Origin of the sequence: Halomonas saccharevitans (assembly GCF_032333995.1) — a bacterium.
In the GTDB taxonomy this organism is placed as follows: Bacteria; Pseudomonadota; Gammaproteobacteria; order Pseudomonadales; family Halomonadaceae; genus Halomonas; species Halomonas saccharevitans.
The window spans coordinates 22507-47752 of sequence record NZ_JAVXUR010000004.1 but is presented as its reverse complement, the minus strand read 5'-3'; the positions used below and the strand labels follow the sequence as shown (position 1 = coordinate 47752).

At 67.6% G+C, this 25246-nt stretch carries 23 protein-coding genes; 5 read left to right on the top strand and 18 right to left on the bottom strand.

Annotation, left to right across the window (positions count from 1 at the left end):
• Window positions 1-5: 5 nt before the first annotated feature.
• Window positions 6-1358: an OmpP1/FadL family transporter gene (locus RSO68_RS10695; RefSeq protein WP_315586587.1), complete on the bottom strand. Its 1353-nt coding sequence runs from the start codon at window positions 1356-1358 to the stop codon at window positions 6-8.
• A gap of 280 nt (window positions 1359-1638) precedes the next feature.
• Between RSO68_RS10695 and RSO68_RS10690 the strand changes: the two genes are divergently transcribed.
• Together RSO68_RS10690 and RSO68_RS10685 are read left to right on the top strand one after the other, a co-directional pair.
• On the top strand, window positions 1639-2082 hold the full coding sequence (locus RSO68_RS10690) for a MerR family transcriptional regulator (protein ID WP_089849893.1): 444 nt from the start codon (window positions 1639-1641) through the stop codon (window positions 2080-2082).
• The gene (locus RSO68_RS10685; protein ID WP_315586586.1) at window positions 2079-4685 is read left to right on the top strand and encodes a heavy metal translocating P-type ATPase; all 2607 of its coding nucleotides are present in this window, start codon (window positions 2079-2081) and stop codon (window positions 4683-4685) included. The genes RSO68_RS10690 and RSO68_RS10685 overlap by 4 nt, the downstream gene beginning before the upstream one ends.
• A gap of 145 nt (window positions 4686-4830) precedes the next feature.
• Here RSO68_RS10685 and torD read toward each other — a convergent pair whose 3' ends face one another.
• From torD to RSO68_RS10665, 4 genes are read right to left on the bottom strand one after another with little or no spacing between them, the layout of a single operon-like run.
• Window positions 4831-5529, bottom strand: a complete 699-nt coding sequence (gene torD, locus RSO68_RS10680; protein WP_315586585.1) for a molecular chaperone TorD — start codon at window positions 5527-5529, stop codon at window positions 4831-4833.
• Window positions 5526-8033, bottom strand: coding sequence for a trimethylamine-N-oxide reductase TorA (torA, locus tag RSO68_RS10675; protein WP_315586584.1), 2508 nt, complete (start codon window positions 8031-8033; stop codon window positions 5526-5528). The genes torD and torA overlap by 4 nt, the downstream gene beginning before the upstream one ends.
• A gap of 19 nt (window positions 8034-8052) precedes the next feature.
• Window positions 8053-9237: a pentaheme c-type cytochrome TorC gene (torC, locus tag RSO68_RS10670; RefSeq protein WP_315586583.1), complete on the bottom strand. Its 1185-nt coding sequence runs from the start codon at window positions 9235-9237 to the stop codon at window positions 8053-8055.
• A gap of 30 nt (window positions 9238-9267) precedes the next feature.
• Window positions 9268-9450, bottom strand: a complete 183-nt coding sequence (locus RSO68_RS10665) for a periplasmic nitrate reductase, NapE protein (protein ID WP_089849904.1) — start codon at window positions 9448-9450, stop codon at window positions 9268-9270.
• A gap of 363 nt (window positions 9451-9813) precedes the next feature.
• Here RSO68_RS10665 and RSO68_RS10660 point away from each other — a divergent pair, with 363 nt between their 5' ends.
• The gene (locus tag RSO68_RS10660) at window positions 9814-10230 is read left to right on the top strand and encodes a VOC family protein (RefSeq protein ID WP_315586582.1); all 417 of its coding nucleotides are present in this window, start codon (window positions 9814-9816) and stop codon (window positions 10228-10230) included.
• 35 nt (window positions 10231-10265) lie between these two features.
• Here the strand turns inward: RSO68_RS10660 and RSO68_RS10655 are convergent, their stop codons facing one another.
• The 11 genes from RSO68_RS10655 to ffh form a co-directional block, all read right to left on the bottom strand.
• Complete coding sequence (locus tag RSO68_RS10655; protein ID WP_315586581.1) at window positions 10266-10883, bottom strand: YitT family protein; 618 nt, start codon at window positions 10881-10883, stop codon at window positions 10266-10268.
• A gap of 151 nt (window positions 10884-11034) precedes the next feature.
• Window positions 11035-12840 (bottom strand): single-stranded-DNA-specific exonuclease RecJ, encoded by a 1806-nt coding sequence (locus RSO68_RS10650; RefSeq protein ID WP_315586580.1) that lies wholly within the window; start codon window positions 12838-12840, stop codon window positions 11035-11037.
• 251 nt (window positions 12841-13091) lie between these two features.
• On the bottom strand, window positions 13092-14480 hold the full coding sequence (gene thrC / locus RSO68_RS10645) for a threonine synthase (RefSeq protein ID WP_089849911.1): 1389 nt from the start codon (window positions 14478-14480) through the stop codon (window positions 13092-13094).
• A gap of 3 nt (window positions 14481-14483) precedes the next feature.
• Window positions 14484-15797, bottom strand: coding sequence for a homoserine dehydrogenase (locus tag RSO68_RS10640; protein ID WP_315586579.1), 1314 nt, complete (start codon window positions 15795-15797; stop codon window positions 14484-14486).
• 96 nt (window positions 15798-15893) lie between these two features.
• On the bottom strand, window positions 15894-16634 hold the full coding sequence (locus tag RSO68_RS10635) for a DsbC family protein (protein WP_089849915.1): 741 nt from the start codon (window positions 16632-16634) through the stop codon (window positions 15894-15896).
• Window positions 16635-16637: 3 nt separating this feature from the next.
• The gene (gene xerD / locus RSO68_RS10630; protein WP_315586578.1) at window positions 16638-17540 is read right to left on the bottom strand and encodes a site-specific tyrosine recombinase XerD; all 903 of its coding nucleotides are present in this window, start codon (window positions 17538-17540) and stop codon (window positions 16638-16640) included.
• 118 nt (window positions 17541-17658) lie between these two features.
• Complete coding sequence (gene rplS / locus RSO68_RS10625) at window positions 17659-18015, bottom strand: 50S ribosomal protein L19 (RefSeq protein WP_108447385.1); 357 nt, start codon at window positions 18013-18015, stop codon at window positions 17659-17661.
• A gap of 157 nt (window positions 18016-18172) precedes the next feature.
• On the bottom strand, window positions 18173-18934 hold the full coding sequence (trmD, locus tag RSO68_RS10620) for a tRNA (guanosine(37)-N1)-methyltransferase TrmD (protein WP_315586814.1): 762 nt from the start codon (window positions 18932-18934) through the stop codon (window positions 18173-18175).
• Window positions 18935-18960: 26 nt separating this feature from the next.
• Window positions 18961-19509, bottom strand: a complete 549-nt coding sequence (gene rimM, locus RSO68_RS10615; RefSeq protein ID WP_315586577.1) for a ribosome maturation factor RimM — start codon at window positions 19507-19509, stop codon at window positions 18961-18963.
• A gap of 40 nt (window positions 19510-19549) precedes the next feature.
• Window positions 19550-19798, bottom strand: coding sequence for a 30S ribosomal protein S16 (gene rpsP, locus RSO68_RS10610; RefSeq protein WP_071944078.1), 249 nt, complete (start codon window positions 19796-19798; stop codon window positions 19550-19552).
• Between the two features lie 228 nt (window positions 19799-20026).
• Window positions 20027-21436, bottom strand: a complete 1410-nt coding sequence (gene ffh, locus RSO68_RS10605; RefSeq protein WP_315586576.1) for a signal recognition particle protein — start codon at window positions 21434-21436, stop codon at window positions 20027-20029.
• 219 nt (window positions 21437-21655) lie between these two features.
• Here ffh and RSO68_RS10600 point away from each other — a divergent pair, with 219 nt between their 5' ends.
• Both RSO68_RS10600 and RSO68_RS10595 read left to right on the top strand, forming a co-directional pair.
• Entirely contained in the window at window positions 21656-22456 is an 801-nt protein-coding gene (locus tag RSO68_RS10600; RefSeq protein ID WP_315586575.1) for a cytochrome C assembly family protein, read from the top strand.
• Between the two features lie 76 nt (window positions 22457-22532).
• On the top strand, window positions 22533-23816 hold the full coding sequence (locus tag RSO68_RS10595) for an HlyC/CorC family transporter (protein ID WP_089849930.1): 1284 nt from the start codon (window positions 22533-22535) through the stop codon (window positions 23814-23816).
• 37 nt (window positions 23817-23853) lie between these two features.
• On the opposite strand, the gene RSO68_RS10590 is transcribed toward RSO68_RS10595, so the two are convergent.
• Entirely contained in the window at window positions 23854-24564 is a 711-nt protein-coding gene (locus tag RSO68_RS10590; RefSeq protein ID WP_315586574.1) for a 1-acyl-sn-glycerol-3-phosphate acyltransferase, read from the bottom strand.
• Window positions 24564-25181 (bottom strand): TetR/AcrR family transcriptional regulator, encoded by a 618-nt coding sequence (locus tag RSO68_RS10585; RefSeq protein ID WP_089849934.1) that lies wholly within the window; start codon window positions 25179-25181, stop codon window positions 24564-24566. Before RSO68_RS10585 ends, RSO68_RS10590 begins: the two co-directional genes overlap by 1 nt.
• Between the last annotated feature and the right edge of the window lie 65 nt (window positions 25182-25246).

The following is a 25246-nucleotide window of genomic DNA, read 5'->3' as shown; positions in this document are numbered from 1 at the left end:
CGCGCCTAGAAGCGGTAGTCCACCGAGAGGGCGAAGACGTCGGCCTCCACCTCGTAGGTGCCGGAGAGGTTGCCTTTGCTGGCATTCTCGTTGTCGGCGGTCGCCTGTTGGTCGATGTCGCCATCGTCGGCGAAGACGTGCATATAGCCGGCGGTGATGCCGAGCTCGGGGCTGGGCATCCAGGTGGCGCCGAAGGTCGCCCACTGGCGGTCGGCATCCGGCACCCGCGGGGTGCGGAACTCGGCGCTCGGCACCGGGCTCTCGTCGACGCCCAGGCCGGCACGCAGCAGCCACTGCTTGTTCAGGGCGTAGTTGGCGCCTACCGAGAAGGCCCAGGTATCGTTCCAGTTCTCGGTGGTTGGGCTGCTAGAGCCATCCTCGAATTCGACTACCAACTCGTCGAAGCTGCTCCACTCGGTCCACTCGGCGTTGGCCATCAGCGCCAGGCGATCGGTCAGCTGATGGTAGACCCCCAGGTTCAGGTTAGCGGGGGTCGTCAGCTCGGCCTTGCCGCCACGATCTATGATGCGGGGATCAGCTTCCGTGGCAACCGCGCCATCGGAGTAGGCGGTGGTGCCCCGGAAGGTCGCATCCCCATCGAGCGTCAGGTCGATTTCGGAGCGGTAGCTGGCGCCGAGCCGTGTCTTATCGGTCACCTGGAAGAGAGCGCCCAAGGTATAGCCATAGCCCCAGTCATCACCCTCAACCGTACCAATCACGTCGTCGCGACCGGGGGTTCCGCCTTTAAGGGCTGCTGCCGTGCCAAAGTCGATGGCGTTAGAAAGCGTCGCATCGGCATATTGCGCCCGCAGGCCAACGGCCAGGTTGAGCCGCTCGGTTGCCCGATAGTTAAGCGTCGGCTGGAAATCGATGGTGGTGAGCTCGGTCTCCACAGCATGATAGCGGCCGATCCAGTCCTCGTCGTACTTGGTGGAGAGGCCGTAGGGCGCATAGATGGCCAAGCCCAGGTCGAACTGCTCGTTGAGCTGCATCTTGGCGGCGAAGCTCGGCACCGTGGCCGTCTCACCGCCCTGACGAGAGCCGCCTCGATCGTAATCGACATTGCCGAGGCCGGGGATGGTACGACTAGAGGCTTCGGCACCCTGAAGCTCGAAGGTGGCATCGATATAGGCCACCCCGCCGGCCACCTGGTTGCCGTCGATGTTGCCGATGGCGGCCGGGTTGTAGGCCATGAAGCTGACGTCCTCGGCGCCGGCGGTGGCGTTGGACAGGGCGTTGGCGAGGGTCTTGGCGCTCTGCTCACGCACCTGGAAGCCGGAGGCCGCCGCCTGGCCGGCGATCAGCGCCGTGGAGGCAAGGGCGATGGCGAGTGTGAGCCGATTGACGTTGTTGGACATATGGCGAGGCATCCCTTTCTGATGGATCGTTGTTGTCGTTTTGCCGCGGGGCGGTCACGTGCCGTCAGTGTTCGCGCATCTGCCGTCGGGGATCAAGCCCAAACGACCGTTTTAAAACAAAATCTGCTAATACTTTAGTAGAACGAACGTTTCATTTCTTTATCTTTCATTAACTTATCCGCTTGACGCTCGCCAGGGTCCGTAGGATGCCATTGCCCTTGACCTTTGGGTTACCCAAAGGTTTTACACTCGCGTCATGACATCCACTGGAGAACCCTCGATGAAGGTCAGCGAACTCGCCCGCCAGGCCGGCGTCACCGCCGAGACCGTTCGTCACTACACCCGTGAGGGGCTGCTGACCCCCGAGCGCCATCCCGACAACGGCTACCAGCTGTTCGGCCAGCAGGACCTGGCGCGGCTGCGCTTCATTCAGCGCGCCCGCACCCTGGGCTTCGGCGTGGCTGAGATCCGCGACATCCTCGAGCATGCCGATCATGGCGACTCGCCCTGCCCGATGGTGCGCGACCTGCTGGCCAGTCGGCTGCCCCAGATCCGCGGACGCATCGCCGAGCTGGAGGCGCTCGCCACGCGCATGGAGCAGGCCCTCGCGGCCTGGGAGGAGATGCCCGACGGCACACCGGACGGCCACAGCCTCTGCCGCCTGATCGAGAGCTTTCCCGAACCGCTCAATGCCGACGTCGACGCCGGCAAGGAGACCCGATGAACGCCAGACACACCCTCGAGCGCCGGGTACCCGGCATGAACTGCCAGGGCTGCGTGGCCACGATGCGTCGCGCCATCCAGGCCCAGGACGCCGACGCCGAGGTTACCGGCACCCCCGCCGAAAAGCGCCTCGAGATCACCACGGCGCTCTCGGCGATCGAGCTGGACGAGACCCTGATTGATGCCGGCTACCCGCCCGGTGAAGACGAGGCTTCCGACGAAACGGATGACCCCGACGAGGCCGAGACACCCGAAGACGCCGAGTCGGCGGAGCCCCGGGCATCCGGCGACGCACCGAGTGATGAACCTGGTGGTGAGACGGATAGTGAGAAGAGGCCGGCCACCCGGCGCCTTTCCATCAGCGGCATGACCTGCGCCAGCTGCGTGAAGAGCGTCCAGCAGGCCATCGAGCAGACGCCCGGGGTGGTCAGCGCGGAGGTGAACTTCGGCACCCATACCGCCGAGGTGCGCGGCAGCGCCGACCCGGAAGCCCTGATCCACGCCGTACAGGACGTGGGCTACGGCGCCGAGCCCATCGTCGACATGCGCGAGGCGGAAGCGGCGCGAGCCCGCAAGGACGAGCAGACCTATCGCCAACGCCTCAGGGGCAGCCTGCTGTCGCTGGCGCTCGCCGTGCCGTTGATGGCCAGCATGTTCGTCTATCACCCCCAGCCGGTAGGCGGCGGACGCCTCTACTGGCTGGCGATCGGCCTGCTGACGCTTGCCGTGATGGCCTATCCGGGACGCCACTTCTTCGTCAACGCCTGGAAGAACTTCCGCCACCATCAGGCCAATATGGACACCCTGATCGCCATGGGCACCGGCACCGCCTGGCTCTACTCCATGGCGGTGGTGGCCGTCGGCCCTTGGCTGCCGGAGGTGGCCCGGGGCATCTACTTCGAAGCCTCGGCGATGGTCATCGGCCTGGTGCTGCTGGGCAACGCCCTGGAGCTGCGTGCTCGCGGGCGCACCAGCGAGGCCCTGAAGCGCCTGCTCGACCTGCAGAGCCGCACCGCCCGGGTGATCCGCGACGGCACGGAGCGCGAGGTCGACATCGACGAGGTGCGCCAGGGCGATCATATCCGCGTGCGCCCCGGCGAGCGCCTGCCGGTGGACGGCGAGGTGACCGAGGGGCAGAGTCACATCGACGAGTCGATGCTGACCGGCGAGCCGGTGCCCGTGGCCAAGGGCGAAGGCGACGAGGTCAGCGCCGGCACGGTCAACGGCAAGGGCGGCCTGGTCTACCGGGCCACCCGGGTCGGGGCGAACACGCGCCTCGGCCAGATCACCGAACAGGTGGCCAGCGCCCAGGCCTCCCGCCCGCCCATTGGCCAGCTGGCCGACAGGATATCGAGCGTGTTCGTGCCCTCGGTGATGATCATCGCCGTGCTCACCGCGCTCGTCTGGTTCAACGTTGGCGCCGAGCCGCGGGTGATCCACATGCTGGTCACGGCCACCACGGTGCTGATCATCGCCTGCCCCTGCGCGCTGGGCCTGGCCACGCCGATCTCCACCATGATCGGGGTCGGCAAGGCCGCCGAGCACGGCGTGCTGGTGCGCCATGGCGACGCCCTGCAGACCGCCAGCAGGCTCTCCACCCTGGTGGTGGACAAGACCGGCACCCTCACCGAGGGCAAGCCCCGGGTCACCGAGGCCGAGGTGATCGAGGGTGACGAACAGGCAGTACTGGGCCTGGTCGCGGCCCTGGAGCGCGGCTCCGAGCACCCCCTGGCCGAGGCGCTGATGGCGCATGCGGAGGAACAGGGCGCCGAACCCGGCGAGATCATGGACTTCGATACCGTCACCGGCGGGGGCGTCACGGCAACGGCCGGTGATGGCCGGCCGCTGCTGCTGGGCAACGCTCGGCTGCTGAAGGAGGCCGGCGTCACGCTGGACGCCGGTCGCGAGATCGCTGGCAGTCTCGAGAAGAAGGCGCGCACCGTGGTCTATCTCGCCGTGGACGGCCGGCTCGCCGCGATCTTCGGCATCAGCGACCCCCTGCGCCACGACACCCGCGAGGCGGTGAAGCGCCTGCAGGCCGACGGCCTGAGGGTGGTGATGCTGACCGGTGACAACGAGCACACCGCCGCCGCCATCGCCCGGGAGGTGGGCATCGACGACTTCCGCGCCGGCCTGCTGCCCGAGGACAAGCTCGACGAGATCAGCCGCCGCCAGGCCCAGGGCGAGGTGGTCGGCATGGTCGGCGACGGCATCAACGACGCCCCGGCGCTGGCCCGCGCCGACGTGGGCTTCGCCATCGGCCAGGGCACCGACGTGGCCATCGAGAGCGCCGGCATCACCCTAGTGCGCGGCTCGCTGCACGGCGTGGCCGCCGCCATCGAGATCAGCCGGGCGACGCTTGCCAACATCAAGCAGAACCTGGTGGGCGCCTTCGGCTACAACGTGCTGGGCATCCCCATCGCCGCCGGGGTGATCTACCCCGTCACCGGCACCCTGCTCTCGCCGATGATCGCCGGCGCCGCCATGTCGCTCTCCTCGATCACCGTGGTGAGCAACGCCAACCGGCTGCGCCTGTTCCGCCCCACCGCCGAGGTCCGTGGCGATACACAGGACAGCGGCTCGAAGCAGGAGGACGCACGATGAGCTGGATCGTCAATCTCGCCGGCCTGGCCCTGATCGCCCTGATCGCCTGGTGGTTCTGGGCGGCCGGCTAGGTGTGGCCAAACGCAAAAAAACGGCGACCGGAGCTCTGTGCTCCGGTCGCCGTCGTAACACGTCATGGTCGAGGCTAGAGCGCCTCACGCAGGGTCTCGAGGTAGGCGGCCGTCAGCGCCAGCACGGCCGGGTAGAAGTCGCTGGCCGTCGTCGGCGCAGCGCTGCGTTCGACGAGGCGGGGCAGCCAAAGGCAGAGCTCCTCGGCGAGGAAGCCGCGGGTATCGAGGCGCAGCGCCTCGCTACTCCCTACATCCTCCCCTTCGCCTTTCGCCTCGGACAGGCTCAGGAGGCGGCGGGCCAGATAGTCGAGCATGATCGCCAGGTGGTCGGCAGGTTCGCCCACCTCGCGGCGAACCGCATAGCCTGCCTCGGCGAGGCGCGCCTCCATGCGCTCGGCCGCGGCCCCGTGGAAGCGCCCCGCTTCGTCGGCATACAGCGAGGCGTAGGGCGGCGCGCCGCTGCGCGCATCGGCCAGGAACAGCTCGGCGAAATCGGCGGCGAGCTCCAGCTGCGGCGTGGTGAACATCAACAGCTGCGACAGGGCGCGGTCTACCCGCGCCACCTCGTCTACAAGGCCATGCTCATCGCGCAGCAGGTTCAAGAGCGGCTGCGCCTCGCCCCGGCGATAGCGGGCAAGCGTCGCCTCATCCAGCTCGGCGCTGAGTAGCGTGGCGAACCAACCGCAAAGCAGGCCCTCCGATTCCCAGATGGCCGACCAGTCGGCCGGCTCCACCGTTTGCTCCGAGGGTGCGGGCGTCGTCCGCTGGTTCATACGTCCACCGTGACCGGTCCGCCGAAGGCGGTCACCGCCGGCGCCTCGCCCTCGAAACGCTCGATCTCGACCACGCAGGTGTTGGCGCTCGGCGCCTGGGCAAGCTTCGAGGTGCCCACATCCATGGTCAGGGTGTTGGGATCGCCGTACGTATCCAGCGCGCCGATCTCCGGACCCACCGGGCCGTACCAGGCGCCCTCCTGGATGCGCACCACGCCGCTCGGGAAGTCGTCGGAGACCACCGCACCCGCCAGCAGCTGGCCGCGATCGTTATAAACGCGTACCAGATCGCCATCCAGGATCCCGCGCGCCTCGGCGTCCTCGGGGCCGATGAAGATCGGCTCACGTCCCTGCACCGCGTAGGTGGCGCGCAGCTCTTCGGATTCGCACATCTGGGAGTGCAGCCGCTTGTCGGGGTGCACCGACTGCAGCCACAGCGGGTAGCGATCGGAGCCGGGGCCGCCGTGGGAGCGCTCGACCTTCTCCATCCAGGTCGGGTGGGCCTGGCAATCGTCGTACTCGTAGCGCCCGATCTTGCGGCTGGAGATCTCGATGAAGCCGGAGGGCGTACCCAGAGCGTTTACCTCGGGCGCCTGGCGGAAGTCCGCGTGGCGTACCCAGTTCTCGCCGGGTCCGAAGTCGACGTAGCCCTCTTTCCAGAAGGTCGCGAAGTCGGGCATCGGCGAAATCGGCTCATCGCCCCCGGGCGCGGCGCTCAGCGCCGTGTTCGCCTCGCGACACTCGTCGTAAAGCTTCTTGACCCAGCCCATCTCGTCCAGCTCCTGGCGGTACTCCTCGTCGCGCCCGAAGCGCCGGCACAGGTCGGTGAAGATGTCGAAGTCGCTGCGCGAGTGGAACAGCGGGTCCACCAGCTTGTGCATGGCCAGCACGCCGCGGTTGGAGTAGGAGCCGTAGACGTCGAGGTCGTTGCGCTCGAACTGCGTGCAGGCCGGCAGCACCAGGTCGGAGAAGCGGCAGGTCGCGTTCCAGGCGTAGTCGATGGTGACCACGGTCTCGAGCTTGCGGAAGGCCTGCTTCATGCGGTTGTGATCCTGGTGGTGATGCCAGGGGTTACAGCCGCTGAAGACGCACATGCGAATGTCGGGGAACACCACCTCGCTGCCGTTGTACTGGATCTTCTCCCCGGGGTTGAGCAGGCAGTCGATCCAGCGCGCCACGGGAATGGTCGAGGCCGCCCCCTGGAAATCGGTGTTGTCGTGCTCGGGCGTCTTGCCGGCATCCACGTTGCGCGGAAAGGCGCCCGGCGCGCTAGCCCCCGAGGAAGGCACGCCGATAGAGCTGTAGTGGTGGCCGTAGCTGACGCCGCCGCCGGGCAGGCCGATCTGGCCCAGCATGGTGGCCAGCACCGCGCCCATCCAGTAGGGCTGCTCGCCGTGCTGCTGGCGCTGGATCGCCCAGCCGAACAGCAGCTGGGTGCGATCGGCCGCCAGCAGCCGTGCGAAGTCGCGAATCTGCTCGGCGTCGACGCCGCAGATCGGTGCGGCCCACTCCGGCGTCTTGGCCTCGCCGTCGTTGCCCTCGCCCTGGACGTAGGCGATGAAGTCGTCGAAGCCCAGGGCGTAGGCGTCGATGAACGCCTGGCTGTAGAGCTCCTCGTTATAGAGGGTGTGCGCCATGGCCAGCATGAAGGCCACGTCGGTCATCGGGTTGAGGTAGAGCTGCTCGCAGCCCAGGTAGTTCTGGGTCTTGGTGCGCACCGGATCCACGCTGATCACCCGAATGCTGCCGTCGGCCACCTTGGCCTTGAGCTGCTCCAGGTAGGCGTAGGACTCGTGAGTCTCGCAGTTCCAGCCCACCTGCAGGTTCTTGTAGGGATCGTTGGCCCACAGCACCACGGTCTTGCTGTTCTCCAGGATCAGCGGCCAGGAGGTGCCCTGGCTGTAGACCTCGGTGGAACCGAGCACGTAGGGGAGGATGACCTGCCCGGCGCCGGTGGAGTAGTCCCCCACCTTCTTGACGAAGTGGCCGTGCATCGCCACCGCCCGCTGCATGTGGTTGCCGCAGCTGTGCACCTGGCCGGTCTGGCGCCAGCCGGTCGCACCGGCGTAGAGCGCCCAGGGGCCGTAGACGGTCTGGGTGCGCTCCAGCTCCTCGTGGAAGAGGTCCAACGCGGCGTCCCAGGTCAGGCGCACGAAGCGGTTGTCGCCGCGGGTGGTGCGGTCGGCGTCCTGGCGATGCTTGAGCCACTCCAGCCGGGCCATCGGATAGCGGATGCGCGAGGGGTTGTAGATCAGCCCCTTGATGCCGTTGAGCATCTCGGTGGGGTGCCGGTCGGCGCCGAACGGCTTGATCTCGGCCACCTTGCCGCCCTTGACCAGGGCGTTCAGTGCGCCCCAGTGGGAACCGGACGTCTTCCAGACGCCCAACCCGACCTCGGCCTCCTCGGCGGCGACCGCCGAGGAGGCGAGCAGCCCTGGGCCGATCAGCGAGGCGGCGGATCCTGCCATCGCCCCCTTGAGGAAACTTCTGCGGCTAATAGTCATGAGAGCTCCTTGGGCGGACTCAGTGGGCAGCGTCGACGAAGTCGGAGGAGTGCATCTGGAGGTACTTGAGCACCAGTTCCTGCGTGGGCGCACTCATGTTGGTGAACCCCACCATCCCCGAGAACATGGCCGGCCAGGTGTTGGCATCGAAATGCTCGGGCGCAGGCTCCGTGTGGCAGACGCTGCAGGCGTCGCGGTAGGTCTGTCCAGCGGTCTCCCAGAGCGCCTCTCGGTTGCCCAGGTAGGCCCCCTTCTCGGCCCACAGCGTCACCGACACCTGGCCCCAGGGCAGGCCGGTCAGCTCGTCGACGACATCGCTCTGGTGCGTCTCGATCATTGCACCGTCCTGGGCGATGTCCTTGTCGAGCACGGCGCTGCTGATGTTCTGGCCGAAGTCCTCGTAGAGCACGCGCCCGAAGCCCTTCTCCTTGCGCCAGGCGTCGATCTCCAGCTTCACACTCTCGCCCTGGGTCTCGAGCACATTGACCTCGGTCGCTACCTGCAGCACGCCGGCCTGCTCGGTGCGCTCGGCATCGGCGTAAAGATCCACGGACTTGGCGCTGTAGTAGGTCTCCCCCTCGTCCAGGCTGACCGAGGTCGCCTCGCGAACCAGGCCGGCGAGCAGGGGATCGACGCTGCCCATCTGCTGGGGCAGCTGGTGGGCGATGCCCTTGTGGCAGTCCACGCAGCTCTGGCCGCGCTCCGCGGCAGGCTCCATGAAGCGCCGCGCCTCGTCGCTCATCTCGTTCCAGTCCATGCTGTCGTAGTCATGGCAGTTGCGGCATTCCTGGGAGCCGTTGGCCTTGAAGCGGGCCCACTCGTGCTGCGCCAGCTCGAGGCGCTTGGCCTCGAACTTCTCGGGGGTATCGATAGTGCCGAAGATGGCGCCCCACACCTCCTTGCTGGCCTGCATCTTGCGCGCGATCTTGTCGGTCCAGTTGTGGGGGACGTGACAGTCGGAGCAGATCGCGCGAACGCCGGAGCGGTTCGACCAGTGCACCGTCTGCTGCAGCTCCTGATAGACGTTGTTCTCCATCTCGTGGCAGCTGACGCAGAACTTCTCCGTGTTGGTCACCTCCATCGCGGTGTTGAAGCCGCCCCAGAAGATGATGCCCGCCAGGAAACTGACGATTATGATGACCCCCAGGCTGATGTGCACGGGGGGGCGTTTCAGCGTATTCCACAGCGCCGCTATGATCTTCATGTCTCTTCTCGCTCGACTGATTCGTGAGGGTTAACCGCCGTGCCCGGGCGGGCCCAGCACGAAGATCTGCAACATCCACACCACGAAGCCATAGCCGACTACTACCGCAATGGTCAGGAGTGGAACCACCACCGCCGTCACAAACAGGAAGGCAAGCCACTCGCGCCGCTTGCCGCTGGAACGGGTCTCGCCCTGATCGTTGGCCTCACCCATATCGCCCCCCTTGAAGGTCTTGTCGTGCCCTTGGCGCCGTCGTGGCTCGAGACGAGCCATCGGACGGACATCACGACGCCTGAGTTACCGTGTTAATGGTGTCTTAACACTCTAGCCGCTCTCCGCCCGCCTCTCGTGACTCTGATCAAGCCGGAGACATGTGAGCATTGATTCATATAGCTATCGAACCACGCCGCCGCCCACGCCTAGCGGCCGTTCAGGACGAGGAGCGGATCGAGAAGAGGGGCGATTCGTGACGAGCACCACCCCGGACGGGGCGGCACATTAAGGAAGGCGACGAGACTCGAGAGTGCTCGACGGGGACTGCTAGGCTACGGGAAGAATCTCGACGCGGAGGCGCCGATGCCTAGACTCGACGGCGTGCTGGAAACCGCACTCTACGTGGCGGACATGGCCCGCGCCCGGGCCTTCTTCGAGGAGGTAATGGGGCTCTCGCCCTTCAACGCCGACCACCGCTTCACCGCCTATGACGCCGGGGCTAGCACGGTGCTTCTGCTGTTCCGGCACGGCGAGACCCGGGACACCGTGGTGCTGCCCGACGGCATGGGTACCATCCCGCCCCACGACGGCGACGGCCGAGTGCACCTGGCCTTCGCCATTGCTAAAACAGAGCTCGGCGTCTGGGAGACGCGACTCGCAGAGCACGGCGTCGCGATCGAGGGGCGCACCCACTGGCCGCGCGGGGGCGAAAGCATCTACTTCCGGGATCCCGACGACCATCTGCTGGAACTCGCCACGCCCGGGGTCTGGCCGACCTAATGAGGCCCTTCCCCGGGCGGACCGCCGACGGGTCGTCAGCTGACGCCCATGTAGCGGCCCGGCTTGTGGTTCAGGGCGATGATCAGGTTGAGCGCCACGGCGCCGAGCACCGAGAGCCCGACCCGCTCCAGGGGCAGCATCGAGAGCGCGATCAGCATGATCCCGCCGTCGATGCCCAGCTGCACATAGCCCGCCCGCCAGCCATAGCGGTCCTGCAGGTAGAGCGAGAGGATGTTGATGCCGCCCAGGCTCGTGCGGTGACGAAAGAGCACCAGCATGCCGATGCCGATCAGGCTGCCGCCCATCAGGGCGGCATAGAGGGGCTGGAGCCACTCGAAGCGCACCCAGCCGGCGGTGAACTCCGAGAACATCGAGACCATGGCGATGGCCACGAAGGTGCGCAGGGTGAAGCTCCAGCCCATGCGCCGGATCGCCAGCCAGTAGAACGGCAGGTTGATCAGGAAGAAGCCGACCCCGAAGCGCCAGCCGGTGGCGTACTGCAGCAGGAAGGCCAGGCCCGCGGTGCTGCCGGTGAGCAGCATCGCCTGGGTATAGAAGCTCACGCCGAGCGCGACGAAGAGCGTGCCGATCAGCATCGCCATGACGTCCTCGTGGAGGCGATGGGGGTCGGTGGGCAGTTCCTTAGGGTCCATCACGTGCTCCTAAAATATTCGTGAGCGCTGATTTCCGTCGCGAGCGAAGGGAGGCTGGCTGCCGCCGGAGAGGAGCAACCGGAGTTGACTGACTGCTCAATGAGGATTGCGAGGCTTCGCCGGCGACCCGGATATCGAGCGCAGCGGGAAATCAGGGTTTACGCTCGGCGTGCTCGATCATCAGCTGCAAACTCTCGCGCCCCCGCCAGCGATTGCGGTTGAGCTTGAAGGCGCAGTGCAGGTTGGCGCCGACGCCGAAGGCCGGCACCTCGCCGGGGGTGAGGGCGCGAAACCAGATCGCCTTGAGGCTGGTGGCGCCGGCCGAGAGCTCGAGCATCAGGTGGCTGCCGTCGGCACCTACCGGGCGCAGCGACTCGACCAGGAAGTCGCCCTCGAAAAGCGGGGCATCGAACTCACGGCCGAAAGGCGCGAGCCGCTCGAGTTCATCCAGGGTGGCGAGGCAGAGCTGGTCGGGCGCGAGCTCGCCATCGGTGAGGATGCGCGGGCGCAGCTCGATATCGCCCAGCTGCTCGCCCACGGCGGTGAGGAAGGCGGCGCGGAACTCCGTCAGCCGCTCGGCCGGCATCCCCACCCCGGCGGCGCCGCGGTGGCCGCCGAAGCGCGGCAGCGCCTCGGGTGCCAGCTCGAAGGTGCGCTGCAGGGCCTCGCGCAGGTGCAGGCCCTCGATGGAGCGCCCGGAGCCGGTCAGCATCCCGGGCGCCGCCGCCGGCGTCAGCACCAGGGCCGGCCGGCCGAAGGCCTGCACCAGTCGCGAGGCGACGATGCCCTGTACCCCGGGATGGCCCTCCTCCAGATAGATCACGATGGCGGGCTCGTCGGCGCTCAGCGCCGGCACCGCAAGCGCCTTGGCCTGCTGGGCCATCTCCGCCTCGATCGCCCTGCGGGACTGGTTGTCCTGATCGAGGGTCTCGAGGTGGCGATGGGCCACCGCCTCGTTGGCGGCGAGCATGAAGTGCAGCGCCGCGTAGGGGTCGTCGAGCCGTGAGCGGGCATTGATGCGCGGCCCCATCTGGAAGGCCAGGGTCTCGGCGTCGAAGGGCACGCTGTCGGCCCCCAGGCGCTCGGCCATGGTGCGCCAGCAGGCGGCCTCCATGCGGTTGATCAGGGTCAGGCCGTGGTGAACCACGGCGCGGTTGGCGGCGCTGCCGCCCAGCGACACGCAGTCGGCCACGGTGCCCAGCGCCACGTAAGAGAGCCAGGGTGAAAGCTTGGGGGTGGCAGGCGCCAGCACGCCCCACTCGACCAGCACTTGGCGGGCCAGCGACATGACGAGCCACGCCACCATGCAGCCGGCGATGGTCGGATCCGGGTAGTCGCAGTCGTCGCGGGTCGGGTTCACGGTGGCGTAGGCCGAGGCCGGCGGCCCCTCGAGCGGCAGGGCGTGGTGATCGCTGACTACCACCTCGACGCCGGCGGCCTTGAGCCGCGCGATGCGCGGCTCGTCACTACTGCCGCAGTCGGCGGTGATCACCAGGCTCGGCCGCGGCGAGAGCGCAAGCGTCCGCTCCACCAGCGGGAGGCTGATGCCGTAGCCGTCGTGGATGCGATGGCCGATCAGGCTGTGCAGCTTCGCCTCGGGCACCCCGAAGAGTTCCACCAGGGTGCGGCGGATCACCACGTGGGAGGTGATGCCGTCCACGTCGTAGTCGGTGAGGATGCCAATGTGCTCGCCGTCGACTACCGCCTGGGCGATGCGCTCGGCCGCGCGTCGGGCATCCTTAAGTCGTTCGGGATGCGCCAGGTGGCGAAGGCTCGGCGAGACCAGCGGGCCAAGCTCCCCCTGGTAGCCGGCAAGCCGCCCGGCCAGCACCCGGGCCTGAAGCTCGGAGAGCCCCTCTTCGCGAGCACGGGCATAGAGCGCCTCGTCGCGGGGACGCGGCTCGATGCGCGGCTGGAGGCGTTCATTCAGGTCGATGGGATCGGTCACGGCGTCCACGCCAGGCTCCTCTGAAGTTCAGGGGTGAACCCGAGAGGCAGGGGAAGACCTCCAGGCTGAGCGAGGGGCATCGTGAGAAGGGCTCAGGACTTGGTGATGCCGGAGATCCCCGCTCGGGGCTGATCCGGCGATAGGCCTGTTCGGGGGCGCTGTTAACCCCTCCCTGGGCGCTACCGATGCCATCCATGGCATCGGACCCCCTCAAGGCCTATCCCCGGCGCCCCTCGCTGCTTTACTTTCAGCTGCACGCTTTAGCGGCGGTTCTCAACCACGAACTTCTGCACCGCGGAGAGCTCTGCCGGCAGCACGGTGTAGCGCTCCTCGCGCTCCAGCAGGTCGTCCATGTGCGGCGGCAACGGCACGCCCGGGAAGCCGGCCTTGACCACCGCCTCGGCGAACTTGGCCGGATGGGCCGTGGCCAGGGTGATCACCGGCGTCGTGGCATTGGCGCGCGCCCGCTCGGCCGCCCGGTAGCCGGTGGCGGTATGGGGATCGAGGATCTCCTGGGTGCGATGGTGCGCCTCGCGAATCACCTCGAGGATGGTGGCATCGTCCACGCTGTGGCTGGCGAAGCTCTCGCGAAGCCGGGCCAGCGGCGCATCGGCCAGGGCGGTCGGCTCGTTCTGGAAGCGCTCGAGCAGCGCCCTCACCGCATCGCCGTCGCGGCCGTAGGCCTCGAACAGCAGCCGCTCGAAATTGGACGACACCACGATGTCCATGGACGGCGCCAGGGTGGCCTTGAGCTCCTGCTTGGAGAAGTCGTTGGCGGCCAGCGTGCGGTGCAGGATGTCGTTGGCGTTGGTGGCGATGATGAACTGCGCAACCGGCAGCCCCATGCGCTTGGCGATGTAGCCGGCGAAGACGTTGCCGAAGTTCGCCGAGGGCACGCAGAAGCTGACCTCGCGGTGCGGGGCGCCCAGCGCTACGGCGGAGGCCACGTAGTAGACCACCTGGGCCATGATGCGCGCCCAGTTGATCGAGTTCACCGCGACGAGTCGGGTGCCGTCGAGGAAGCCCTGGTCGGCGAAGCTCGCCTTGACCATCGCCTGGGCGTCGTCGAAGTTGCCCTCGATGGCGACGTTGAAGACGTTGTCGGCGAGCACCGAGGTCATCTGGCGACGCTGCACCTCCGAGACCCGGTTGTGGGGATGGAGGATGAAGATGTCGAGGTTGTCGCAGTGGCGGCAGCCCTCGATGGCGGCGGAACCGGTGTCGCCGGAGGTGGCGCCCATGATCACCGCCCGCTCGCCGCGCTTCTTCAGGAAGTGATCGAGGATGCGGCCGAGCAGCTGCAGCGCCACGTCCTTGAAGGCCAGCGTCGGGCCGTGGAACAGCTCGAGCAGGAAGTGGTTGGCGTCGAGCTGGTTCAGCGGCACCACGGCGTCGTGGCTGAAGGTCGCGTAGGCCTCCTCGACGATGCCGCGGAAGGTGTCGTCGTCGATCTCGCCGTTGACGTAGGGCTGCATGACCCGGAAGGCGATCTCGGCGTAGGAGAGCCCGGCCATGGCGGCCAGGTCGTCATGGCCGAGTTCGGGGATCGTCTCGGGCACGTAGAGGCCGCCGTCGCTGGCCATGCCGGTGAGCACGACCTCCTCGAAGGAGAGCGCGGGCGCCTGCCCGCGGGTGCTGATGTAGCGCATGTCTTACTCCTCGTCCAGCGACTCGACGCGGATCCGCGTCAGCGGTCCGGCGACGTCGGCCAGCGATTCGATCAGGCGGATGGCCTCGTTCATCTGCTTCTCGCGGGTACGGTGAGTCAGCAGGATGATCGGCACCAGCTCGCCTTCGGTGACCTCCTTCTGGATCAGCGCCTCGATGGAGATGCCCTGCTCGGAGAGGATGGTCGCCACCCGGGCCAGCACGCCGGGGCGATCCACCGCCAAGAGCCGCAGGTAGTAGGCGGTGGTGATGTCTTCCATGGGCATGATCGGCAGCTGGCTGACATCCTCGTCGATGCCGCTGAAGGCCAGGTAGGGCACGCGGTAGTGGTGATCGGTGGAGATGTCGCGGGCCACGTCCAGCAGGTCGGCGACCACCGCGGAGGCGGTGGGCTCGGCGCCGGCACCGGCGCCGTAGTATAGGGTCGGGCCCACGGCGTCGCCCATCACTGCGATGGCATTTTTGACGCCGTGGACGTTGGCCAGCAGCCGGTCCTTGGGAATCAGGGTCGGGTGCACGCGCAGCTCGAGCCCGGACTCGGTGCGCTTGGAGAGCCCCAGATGCTTGATGATGTAGCCCAGGTTATCGGCCTGTTCCACGTCCTCGGCGGTGATCCGCGAGATGCCCTCGGTGTAGGACTTCTCGAACTGCAGCGGTACGCCATAGGCGATGGAGGCGAGGATGGTCAGCTTGTGCGCGGCGTCGATGCCCTCGACGTCGAAGGTCGGGTCGGACTCGGCATAGCCCAGCGCCTGGGCCTCGGCCAGCACGTCCTCGAAGGCACGGCCTTCGTCGCGCATGTGGGTGAGGATGTAGTTGCCGGTGCCGTTGATGATCCCGGCGACCCACTCGATGCGGTTGGCGCCGAGGCCCTCGCGCAGCGACTTGATCACCGGGATACCGCCGGCCACGGCGGCCTCGAAGGCGACGATCACGCCCTTCTCATGGGCCGCCTTGAAGATCTCATTGCCGTGCACCGCGATCAGCGCCTTGTTGGCGGTGACCACGTGCTTGCCGTGCTCGATGGCGGTCAGCACCAGTTCGCGGGCCACGTCGTAGCCGCCGATCAGCTCGACCAGCACGTCGACATCGGGGTTGGAGGCCACCTCGAAGACGTCGGCGGTGGTCTTGATACCGGTGGTATCACAACCGGGATTGGGGCTGCGGTAGGCGACCTGCTCGATGACGATCGGACGCCCCGCCCGCCGGGCGATGTCGTCGGCGTTGCGCGTCAGCACGTTGAAGGTTCCGCCACCGACGGTCCCCAGGCCACAGATTCCCACTCTCACCGGTTTCAATGTCTTTCCCCTTGTTCTGGCATGTGTCTCAGCGTGTAAGGGGGCCCGCAGGGCCCCTCGTGCCGACGCTCGTCGGCGTCGGTCATCACTCGGCCATCATTCACTCAAACCGAGCATGGCGGCCAGACGCTCCGCCGGCACATAGCCGGGCACCAGGCGGCCGTCGGGCAGCACAATCGCCGGCGTGCCCTGCACGCCGAGCTGCATGCCCAGATGATACTGTTCCTCGACCGGATTGTCGCAGTCCGCGGCGCCGCTCAGCGCTTCTTCGCGTTTGGCCGCCGACATCGCCTCGGCCTTGTTGTCGGCACACCACACTTGCTGCAGCTGGCGTCCGCCCGGCGAACCCAACCCGCTGCGCGGGAAAGCCAGGTAGTGGACCTCGATGCCCATCTCGTTGAGCCGCGGCACCTCCTCGTGGAGCTGGCGGCAGTAGGGGCAGGTGGTGTCGGTAAAGACCACCAGCTCGGCGCGCGTTTCGCCGGTGCCGCGATAGATCACCCGCTCGCTCTCCGGCACCGCGGCGAGTCGCGCGCTGCGCTCGGCGTTGCGGCCCTGCTCGGTGAGGTTGACCAGGCCGCGCTCGGCGTTCTCGTAGAGGTCACCGACCAGGAAGTGGCTGCCGTCGGCGTTGCTGTAGAAGGTCTCGCCGCTCGAAAGCGTCACCTCATAGAAGCCCTCCAGCGGCGTCTCGCGCACGCGTTCCACCGGCATGGGCTGGCCGTTGACCGACAGGGTCTCGGCCAGCTGCCGGGCCGGATCGGCCTGGGCAACGGGCAATAGGGCCAGGGACGCGGCCAGCAGGCCCCCGCATAGGGTAAGGATCGATAATCTCATGGTTCAGCCTCGAGGGTGATGGTTGGCATGCAGGTCTTCGAGTCGCACCTGCGCCACATGGGTATAGATCTGCGTGGTCGAGAGATCGCTGTGACCGAGCAGCAGCTGTACGACACGCAGGTTGGCGCCATGATTCAACAGATGAGTGGCGAAGGCATGGCGCAGGGTGTGCGGCGACAGCGGACGCTCGATCCCGGCGACCCGCGCATGGGCCTTGATGCGGTACCAGAAGGCCTGACGCGTCAGGCAGCGGTCGTCGCGCCCGGGGAACAGCGCCGGCCGGGTGATGTCGGCCATCAGCGCGCCGCGAGCGGTTCGCAGATAGCGCTCGAGCCAGCTCACGGCCTCCTCGCCCAGGGGCACCAGGCGATCCTTGTCGCCCTTGCCGCGCACCCTGACCACGCCCTGGCGCAGGTTGACCGCATCGGTGGTCAACCCCACCAGCTCGGTGACCCGCAGCCCGGCACCGTAGAGCACCTCCAGCATGGCCCGGTCGCGCACGCCGAGGTCGGTGGTGAGGTCCGGCGCCGCGAGCAGGCGCTCCACTTCGTCCTCCTCCAGGGTGTCGGGCAGCGCCGGGCGCACCCGGGGCAGGCGCACGTCGACCAGCGGGTCGTGATCGACCAGCCCCTCACCGAGAGCCCAGCGGTAGAAGCGCCGCAGGCTCGAGAGCAGCCGCGCGTTGCTGCGCAGGCTGTAGCCCGCCGTGCGACGCTCGTCGAGCCAGGCCGGCAGGGCAGTACTCGTCGGCGACAGCAGCGGCTCGCCGACCGCTGTCAGGCGGGCCTGCCAGCGCGTCAGGTCGTGGCGATAGGCGCTCAGCGTGTTGTCGCTGGCGCCTTGCTCCAGCCACAGGCCGTCGAGGAAGGCATCGATCAGCGCGGCGGCCTGCGTGGTGCTTCCCATACGACTCCCGAACGGGCCCAATCAGAGCGAAACCCCGCCCCGCGGCAGCGGTGACGGGGTTCCGGAAGTGGGGTCAGGGCCTGAGCCCCGACGCCACACGCGGGCAGAGGCTCTCGCCTCAGGCCAGCTTTTCCTTGATGCGAGCAGACTTGCCGCTGCGCTCGCGGAGGTAGTACAGCTTGGCCTGGCGCACGTCACCGCGACGCTTGACCTCAATAGAATCGACCAGCGGGCTGTAGGTCTGGAAGGTACGCTCGACACCGACACCGTGGGAGATCTTGCGCACGGTGAAGGCGGAGTTCAGGCCGCGGTTACGCTTGCCGATGACCACGCCTTCGAAGGCCTGGAGACGCTCGCGGGTGCCTTCCTTGACCTTGACCTGGACGATCACGGTATCGCCGGGGGCGAAGGCCGGGACTTCCTTGCTCATCTGCTCGGTCTCGAGCGCCTGGATCACCTTGTTCTTGCTACTCATGACAACAACTCCTCAAAAATATCTCGTGACGCGCCGGATGCGGTTCGTCGCCGGTGCGTCGTGATCCCGGCGCCCGAGTCGAGCTCGAGAGCGCGGGAATGCCGTTGGTGACACAGGTCCGCCGTCCCGGGGACGCGCCCTGCACCTCCGCCCTGACCTACTTCGCGGCCAGCGCGTAGTCCTCGATGAACTCCTCGAGCAGCACGCGCTGCTCGTCGCTCAACGACCTGCTTTCCAGCAGGTCGGGACGCCTGAGCCAGGTCCGCCCCAGTGACTGCTTCAGCCGCCAGCGCCGGATGGCGCCATGGTGGCCGCTGAGCAGGACCTCCGGCACTCGCCGCCCGTCGACATCCTCGGGGCGCGTATAGTGCGGGCAGTCCAGCAGCCCGTCGTTGAAGGAGTCCTCGACCGCGGAATCCTGATGGCCCAGCACCCCGGGCACCAGTCTCGCCGCGGCATCGATCAGCACCATGGCCGGCAGCTCGCCGCCGCTGAGCACATAGTCGCCGATCGACCACTCCTCATCGATGTCGGCTTCCACCACCCGCTCATCGATGCCTTCATAGCGCCCGGCCACCACCACCAGCGGGGGGCCCGAGGCCAGCTCCTGCACGCCCTGCTGATCCAGGCGCCGCCCCTGGGGGGACAGGTAGATGACCCTGGCCCGCTGGCCGGTGGCGGCCTCGGCGCGCTCGCGAGAGGCGTGAATGGCCGCCCGCAGGGTGTCGACCTTCATCAACATGCCCGGGCCGCCGCCGTAGGGGCGGTCGTCCACGGTGCGATGCCGGTCGGTGGCGTAGTCCCGGGGATTCCAGAACTCGAGCGCGATGCGCCCCTGCTCCACCGCCCGGCCCGTGACGCCGTGACGAGTGATCGCCTCGAACATCTCGGGAAACAGCGACACCACGCCGATCCACATGGCCGGCGCCGGGATCGAATCGGAACTCAAAATTCCGGATCCCAGTCTACGGTCATCACGCCACCCTCGATATCGACCTCCAGCACGACGTCACCGGGCAGGAAGGGCAGCAGTCGCTCACGCGACTCGATGCGCTCGTCGGCCTCGCCCTTCACCACCATGACGTCGTTGGCGCCGGTCTCGAAGAGGTGGTCGATGCGGCCCAGTGCCAGCCCGTCGCGGGTCACCACGGCGAGCCCTTCGAGCTGATACCAATAGAAGTCGTCGGCGTCGAGCTCGGGCAGTTCGGCCTTGGGCAAAAGGATCTCGGCACCCGCCAGGGCCTCGGCCGCCTCGCGGCTGTCGACCCCCTCGAGCTGCGCCACCAGGCCCTTGCCCTGGCGGCGCCCCTGCAGCAGGCGCGCGCGGGTCAGGCGACTCCCCTGGCGCAGCACCCAGACCTCGTAGTCGAGGATGCCGTCCATGGGACTGGTATACGAATACACCTTCAGCCAGCCCTTCACGCCGTAGGGGCTGGTCAGCTTGCCCAGCACCACGTGATCGTCGGCTGGCTGCGCTTGCGCATGTTCGCTCATCGACGACCCCTGGACCGTTGCAGCAGGCAAGTCAGACCTATCAGGCCTGCTTGCGGGCTTCCTTGACCAGCTCGGCGACGCGGTCGGAGAGCTGGGCACCCTGGCTCTGCCAGTGGGTGATGCGCTCCAGGTCGACGCGCAGGCGCTCTTCCTGACCGCGGGCGACGGGGTTGAAGAAACCCAGGCGCTCGATGAAGCGACCGTCACGGGACTTGCGAGAATCGGTCACGGTGAGGTGGTAGAAGGGACGCTTCTTGGCGCCACCACGTGCCAGACGAATGGTAACCATGCGTTGATTATCCTTCGGTTGAAGTTACGGATGTTTCGGCCGAGGTGCCGATACCCTGCTGGCCCTCGCCAATCTGCTCCGGGAAGCGGGCCGACGGCCCGGCTTCGGGTCATTCGGTCACGACGATGACCGCGTCGATCGCGGCCCTGCCTGTGAAGACGCGATATTCTACGGAAAATCGCTCGACTTGGAAACCTTTTTGCGCTCGACGCCGCGCCATGCGCCGGCTCAGCGCCGGGGCATCCCGCCGGGACCACCCATACCGCCCATGCCGCCAGGGCCACCCGGGCCGCCGCCGCCCATCATGCCGGACATGCCGCGCATCATCTTCTGCATGCCGCCCTTCTGGCCCGCCTTCTTCATCATCTTCTGCATCTGCTTGTGCTGCTTGAGCAGGCGATTGAGGTCGGGCACCTGCAGGCCGGCACCGGCGGCGATGCGACGCTTGCGCGAGCCGTTGATGATCTCGGGCTTGCGCCGCTCCTGGGGCGTCATCGAATTGATCAGCGCCTCGAGCTTGCCCATCTCCTTCTCGGGCCCTGGGCCCTGGGCCATCTCAGCCATCTGCCCCATACCCGGCAGCTTGCCCATCAGGCCGCCCATGCCGCCCATCTTCTTGAGCTGCTGGAGCTGGTCGCGAAAGTCCTCGAGGTCGAACCCCTGACCCTTCTTGACCTTCTTGGCGAGCTGGTCGGCCTTCTTCTTGTCGACGGTGCGCTCGGCCTCCTCGATCAGCGAGAGCACGTCGCCCATGCCGAGGATGCGCGAGGCCACCCGGTCCGGGTGGAAGGGCTCGAGGGCGTCGACCTTCTCGCCCACGCCCATGAACTTGATCGGCTTGCCGGTGACGTGGCGCACCGAGAGCGCCGCGCCGCCGCGGGCATCGCCGTCGGCCTTGGTGAGGATCACCCCGGTCAGCGGCAGCGCCTCGTGGAAGGCCTTGGCGGTATTGGCGGCGTCCTGGCCGGTCATGGCATCGACGACGAACAGCGTCTCGTCGGGCACCACCGCCTTATGCAGCGCCTGGATCTCGGCCATCATCGCCTCGTCGATGGCCAGGCGACCGGCGGTATCGACCAGCACCACGTCATGGAACTGGATCTTGGCGTGCTTGATCGCCGCCTCGGCGATGGCCACCGGCTGCTGATCGCTGCGCGACGGGAAGAAGTCGACCTCGACTTCGCGGGCCAGGGTCTCGAGCTGGTCGATGGCCGCCGGACGATAGACGTCGGCCGAGACGACGAGCACCTTCTTCTTCTCGCGTTCGCGCAGGTAGCGCGCCAGCTTGGCCACCGAGGTGGTCTTGCCCGCGCCCTGCAGGCCGGCCATCAACACCACGGCCGGCGAGCCCTTGAGGGTCAGGCCCTCGTTGGCCTCGCCCATGATCGCCTCGAGCTCCTGCTGGACGATCTTGACGAACTGCTGGCCCGGAGAAAGGCTCTGGGAGACTTCCTGACCCACGGCGCGCTCGCGCACCCGGTCGATGAAGGCCTTGACCACCGGCAGCGCGACATCCGCCTCGAGCAGGGCTCGACGCACCTCGCGCAGGGTGTCCTTGACGTTGTCCTCGGTCAGGCGGGCCTGACCCTTGATGGACTTGAGCGTCTGGGACAGACGCTCGCTGAGATTCTGGAACATGGGGCCTCTCCAATCACGATGGCCGGGGAAACCGCTCCGGCATCGGCCGGGGCTCCCTGCAATGGTCGAAAATTATACGCGCCCTGGCCGGCAGTCTCCATGCATGACCGGCATTCGCTGTCCCGAGGGAGCGCCGCCGCGCTGTGCGCCGCCGTGGGGATTCGGTATAGTAGCAATACCATTTCATAAGCGCTGGCGAAGGCGCACGGACAGCGATCGATGCAGCCGCTATCACTTGCCGTCATGGCCTTCCTCTTCTACATGGGGGCCGCCTCCTGGCAGGGCCTCGCCCTAGCCCGGCGGGTACCACCGCGCGACATGCTGGTGCGTGCCCTGGCCCTGTTCGGACTGCTCTGCCACCTGCCGCTGGCCGCCACGCTGCTGGCCCGGGGCGACTCCCTGCTGCCCGGCCTCTCGACCAGCGCGGTGCTGGTCGGCGCGCTGGCCGTGCTGGTGCTGCTGCTGGCCAGCCTCTTCAAGCCGGTGCTCAACATCGCCACCGGACTGCTGCCGCTGGCCGGCCTGAGCCTGCTGCTGGCATCGGGGCTGCCGAGTCCGGAGCGTGCCACCGGCATGACCCCGGGCATCGCCCTGCACGCGCTGAGCAGCGCCCTGGCCTTCGCCCTGCTGGCGATCGCCGCCGTCCAGGCGGTGCTGCTGGGCATCCAGAACCAGGCGCTGCGCCATCACCACATCCGCGGCGTCGTCCAGTCGCTGCCCCCGCTGACCACCATGGAGCGGATCCTCTTCGAGATGATCTGGGCCGGCATGATCCTGCTGACCCTGTCGATCGTCAGCGGCTTCCTGTTCGTCGACAACATGTTCGCCCAGCACCTCGCCCACAAGTCGATCCTCTCGCTGGCCGCCTGGGTGATCTTCGCCACCCTGCTGTTCAGCCACCATCGGCTGGGCTGGCGCGGCATGCGCGCGGTGCGCTGGACCCTGGGCGGCTGCCTGGTGCTGCTGCTGGCCTACTTCGGCAGCAAGTTCGTGCTGGAGATCGTGCTCGACCGCGGCTGAGCCCGGCACCGCCTTGACACCCGCTGGCCGAGCCCCTACAACTCGAGCCTGATACGCCTTTGAGGATCCTTCGACATTGAGTGACGACTTCCCGCTGGGACTGCTGTTCGGCCTGCTGTTCCTGCTCGTCTGCCTGTCCGCCTTCTTCTCCAGTTCCGAGACCGGAATGATGTCGATCAACCGCTACCGCCTGAGCCATCAGGCGAGCAGCGGCGAGTCGCGCGCCCAGCGGGTCATGCGCCTGCTGTCGCGGCCGGATCGGCTGATCGGCGTGATCCTGATCGGCAACAACTTCGTCAACAACCTGGCGGCCTCCATCGCCACCATCATCGCCATCCACTTCTTCGGCGAGGTGACCGGCCCGGCCGTCGCCACCGCGCTTCTGACCATCACCATCCTGATCTTCGCCGAGGTCACGCCCAAGACCTACGCGGCAATCAAGCCCGAGCGCATCGCCTACCCCGCCTCGCTGGCCCTGGAGCCGCTGCTCAAGCTGCTCTACCCGCTGGTGTGGCTGGTCAACGCGATCTCCAACGGCCTGCTGCGCCTGATGGGCGTGAAGAGCATCGACGGCGGCGCCGACAACCTGACCCGCGACGAACTGCGCACCGTGGTGCACGAGGCCGGCACGCTGATCCCCCGCCGCCACCAGTCGATGCTGCTGTCGATCCTCGACCTGGAGAACGTCACCGTGAACGACATCATGGTGCCGCGCCACGAGGTGATGGGCCTCGACCTGGACGACGACCTGGAGGAGATCTTGGCCCAGATCCGCACCAGCCAGCATACCCGGGTGCCGGTCTACAAGGGTGACATCAACAACATCATCGGCATGCTCCACCTGCGCAACGCGGCGCGCTTTCTCTCCCGCGGCGACGTGACCAAGGCGGCCATCGTCCAGGAGGCGCGAGAACCCTACTTCATTCCCGAGTCCACGCCACTGCACACCCAGCTGCTCAACTTCCAGAAGCAGAAGCGGCGCATCGGGATCGTGGTGGACGAGTACGGCGACGTGGAGGGCCTGGTGACCCTGGAGGACATCCTCGAGGAGATCGTCGGCGAGTTCACCACCGACGTGGCGGGCCTCGACCAGGAGATCCACCCGCAGGACGACGGCAGCCATCTGATCGACGGCACCGCCAACATCCGCGATGTCAACAAGGCGCTGGGCTGGCAGCTGCCGACCGACGGCCCTAAGACCCTCAACGGCGTTATCCTCGAGCACCTGGAGTCCTTCCCCGACGGACCGGTCTGCCTGCAGATCGGCAACGTGCGCATGGAGATCCTCGAGGTGCGCGACAACCTGATCACCGCCGCCCGCTGCTGGCAGCCGGTGCGTCGCGCCGCACGGGTCGCGTGAGGCCCGCCATCCAGGCCCCGGATGAGACCGGCGCGGCCTAGTCGCGGTCCGCGTCGGGCTCGGCCCAGCCATCGGCCTCGACCTTGAGGGCGTGCACCCGCTCGGCGACGCGCTGCCGGCTCGCCTCGCCGGGCGGCATGGCCTCCCCGAAGTAGAGCGCCACTCGGGCGCGACAGCGCCGCGGCGGCCGGGTCAGCGCCTTGCCGGCCCGGTGCGAGGTCCAGGAGCCCCAGAGGCCAGCCAGCCCGGCGGGGATCACCGGCACCGCATCGCGAGCCAGTATCAGCTCGAGGCCGCGGCGAAAGGGCTGTATCTCGCCGTCCGGTGTCAGTCGCCCCTCGGGAAACACCATCACCACCTCACCCTGCCCCAGCGCCCGACTGACCTCGGCCAGCGCCTGTCGCACGCTGCCCGGATCTCGCCGATCGGCGTCCACGGGAATGGCCCCCACCCGGCGAAATAGCCAGTTGAGCCAGGGCGAATCATAGATCGGCTTGTCCATCAAAAAGCGTAGCGGCCGGGGGGTGGCCACGCCCACCACCAGCGCGTCCATGAAGCTGACGTGGTTGCAGACGACGATGGCCGGGCCGCTCGCGGGAATGCTTCCGCGACCACGAAAGCGCAGCCGATAGACCAGATGAAGCAACAGGAAGAGCGCGCCCCGCAGAAAGGGTCGCGGGGCACTGGCCAGCCGCCAGCCACCCGCCGCCATCACCAGCCCCGTCGCCCCCCACAGCAGCGGGGACATCACGGCGCGTCTGGCGCGCGCCCGAGGCCGGCCAGGATGGTCGAGAGCAGCTGGTCGAGCAGCTCGCCCACCTCCAGCGGTTCGCCGTGCCAGTGGCCGAGACGCTCGTTGAGGCCCAGCTGGACCAGGCCGTGCACGCTGCCCCAAAGGGTGCGACTCAGCCGCCACGCCTCCAGGTCATCCAGCGATGGCTGGTACTCCTTGAGGGTCGCCTCCACCCGCAGGAAGAGCCCCTCGATCATCGCGTTCTGACGCTGATCCAGCTCGCCCTCCTGAGCCAGCGGATAGTCGAAGAGCAGCTGCCAGCGATGGGGGTCCTGGCGGGCGAACTGCCAGTAGACCCGCGCCAGGGCCTTGAGGCGCTGCTCAGGCACCTGATCGGCGAGCAGCGGCTCGATCACCTCACGCAGCCGGGCCAGGGTCTCGACGTTGACGTGCTGCAGCAGGTTGCTGAAGCTGCCGTAGAGCTTGAGCAGCGTGCTGGGCGCACAGCCGACCTCCCGCGCGAGCGCCCGCAGCGAAAGCGTGTGGACCGGATGCTGCTTAAGCCAGGCATCGCAGGCGTCCATGACGTGGGCATGGAGCGCCTCGGGTGCATGCTGTCTGGGTCGAGCCATCGGGATCCTCGCGGAGTGGTGGCGCGCAACGCGCGTCGGGCGACAAGGATACTCTCATCGAACAC

Bases quoted from the DNA above. Each gene is read 5' to 3' on its own strand.
- RSO68_RS10695 (WP_315586587.1), bottom strand. From the start codon at position 1,358: ATGTCCAACAACGTCAATCGGCTCACACTCGCCATCGCCCTTGCCTCC.
- RSO68_RS10690 (WP_089849893.1), top strand. From the start codon at position 1,639: ATGAAGGTCAGCGAACTCGCCCGCCAGGCCGGCGTCACCGCCGAGACC.
- RSO68_RS10685 (WP_315586586.1), top strand. From the start codon at position 2,079: ATGAACGCCAGACACACCCTCGAGCGCCGGGTACCCGGCATGAACTGC.
- torD (WP_315586585.1), bottom strand. From the start codon at position 5,529: ATGAACCAGCGGACGACGCCCGCACCCTCGGAGCAAACGGTGGAGCCG.
- torA (WP_315586584.1), bottom strand. From the start codon at position 8,033: ATGACTATTAGCCGCAGAAGTTTCCTCAAGGGGGCGATGGCAGGATCC.
- torC (WP_315586583.1), bottom strand. From the start codon at position 9,237: ATGAAGATCATAGCGGCGCTGTGGAATACGCTGAAACGCCCCCCCGTG.
- RSO68_RS10665 (WP_089849904.1), bottom strand. From the start codon at position 9,450: ATGGGTGAGGCCAACGATCAGGGCGAGACCCGTTCCAGCGGCAAGCGG.
- RSO68_RS10660 (WP_315586582.1), top strand. From the start codon at position 9,814: ATGCCTAGACTCGACGGCGTGCTGGAAACCGCACTCTACGTGGCGGAC.
- RSO68_RS10655 (WP_315586581.1), bottom strand. From the start codon at position 10,883: ATGGACCCTAAGGAACTGCCCACCGACCCCCATCGCCTCCACGAGGAC.
- thrC (WP_089849911.1), bottom strand. From the start codon at position 14,480: ATGCGCTACATCAGCACCCGCGGGCAGGCGCCCGCGCTCTCCTTCGAG.
- RSO68_RS10635 (WP_089849915.1), bottom strand. From the start codon at position 16,634: ATGAGATTATCGATCCTTACCCTATGCGGGGGCCTGCTGGCCGCGTCC.
- xerD (WP_315586578.1), bottom strand. From the start codon at position 17,540: ATGGGAAGCACCACGCAGGCCGCCGCGCTGATCGATGCCTTCCTCGAC.
- rplS (WP_108447385.1), bottom strand. From the start codon at position 18,015: ATGAGTAGCAAGAACAAGGTGATCCAGGCGCTCGAGACCGAGCAGATG.
- trmD (WP_315586814.1), bottom strand. From the start codon at position 18,934: ATGTGGATCGGCGTGGTGTCGCTGTTTCCCGAGATGTTCGAGGCGATC.
- rimM (WP_315586577.1), bottom strand. From the start codon at position 19,509: ATGAGCGAACATGCGCAAGCGCAGCCAGCCGACGATCACGTGGTGCTG.
- rpsP (WP_071944078.1), bottom strand. From the start codon at position 19,798: ATGGTTACCATTCGTCTGGCACGTGGTGGCGCCAAGAAGCGTCCCTTC.
- ffh (WP_315586576.1), bottom strand. From the start codon at position 21,436: ATGTTCCAGAATCTCAGCGAGCGTCTGTCCCAGACGCTCAAGTCCATC.
- RSO68_RS10600 (WP_315586575.1), top strand. From the start codon at position 21,656: ATGCAGCCGCTATCACTTGCCGTCATGGCCTTCCTCTTCTACATGGGG.
- RSO68_RS10590 (WP_315586574.1), bottom strand. From the start codon at position 24,564: ATGTCCCCGCTGCTGTGGGGGGCGACGGGGCTGGTGATGGCGGCGGGT.
- RSO68_RS10585 (WP_089849934.1), bottom strand. From the start codon at position 25,181: ATGGCTCGACCCAGACAGCATGCACCCGAGGCGCTCCATGCCCACGTC.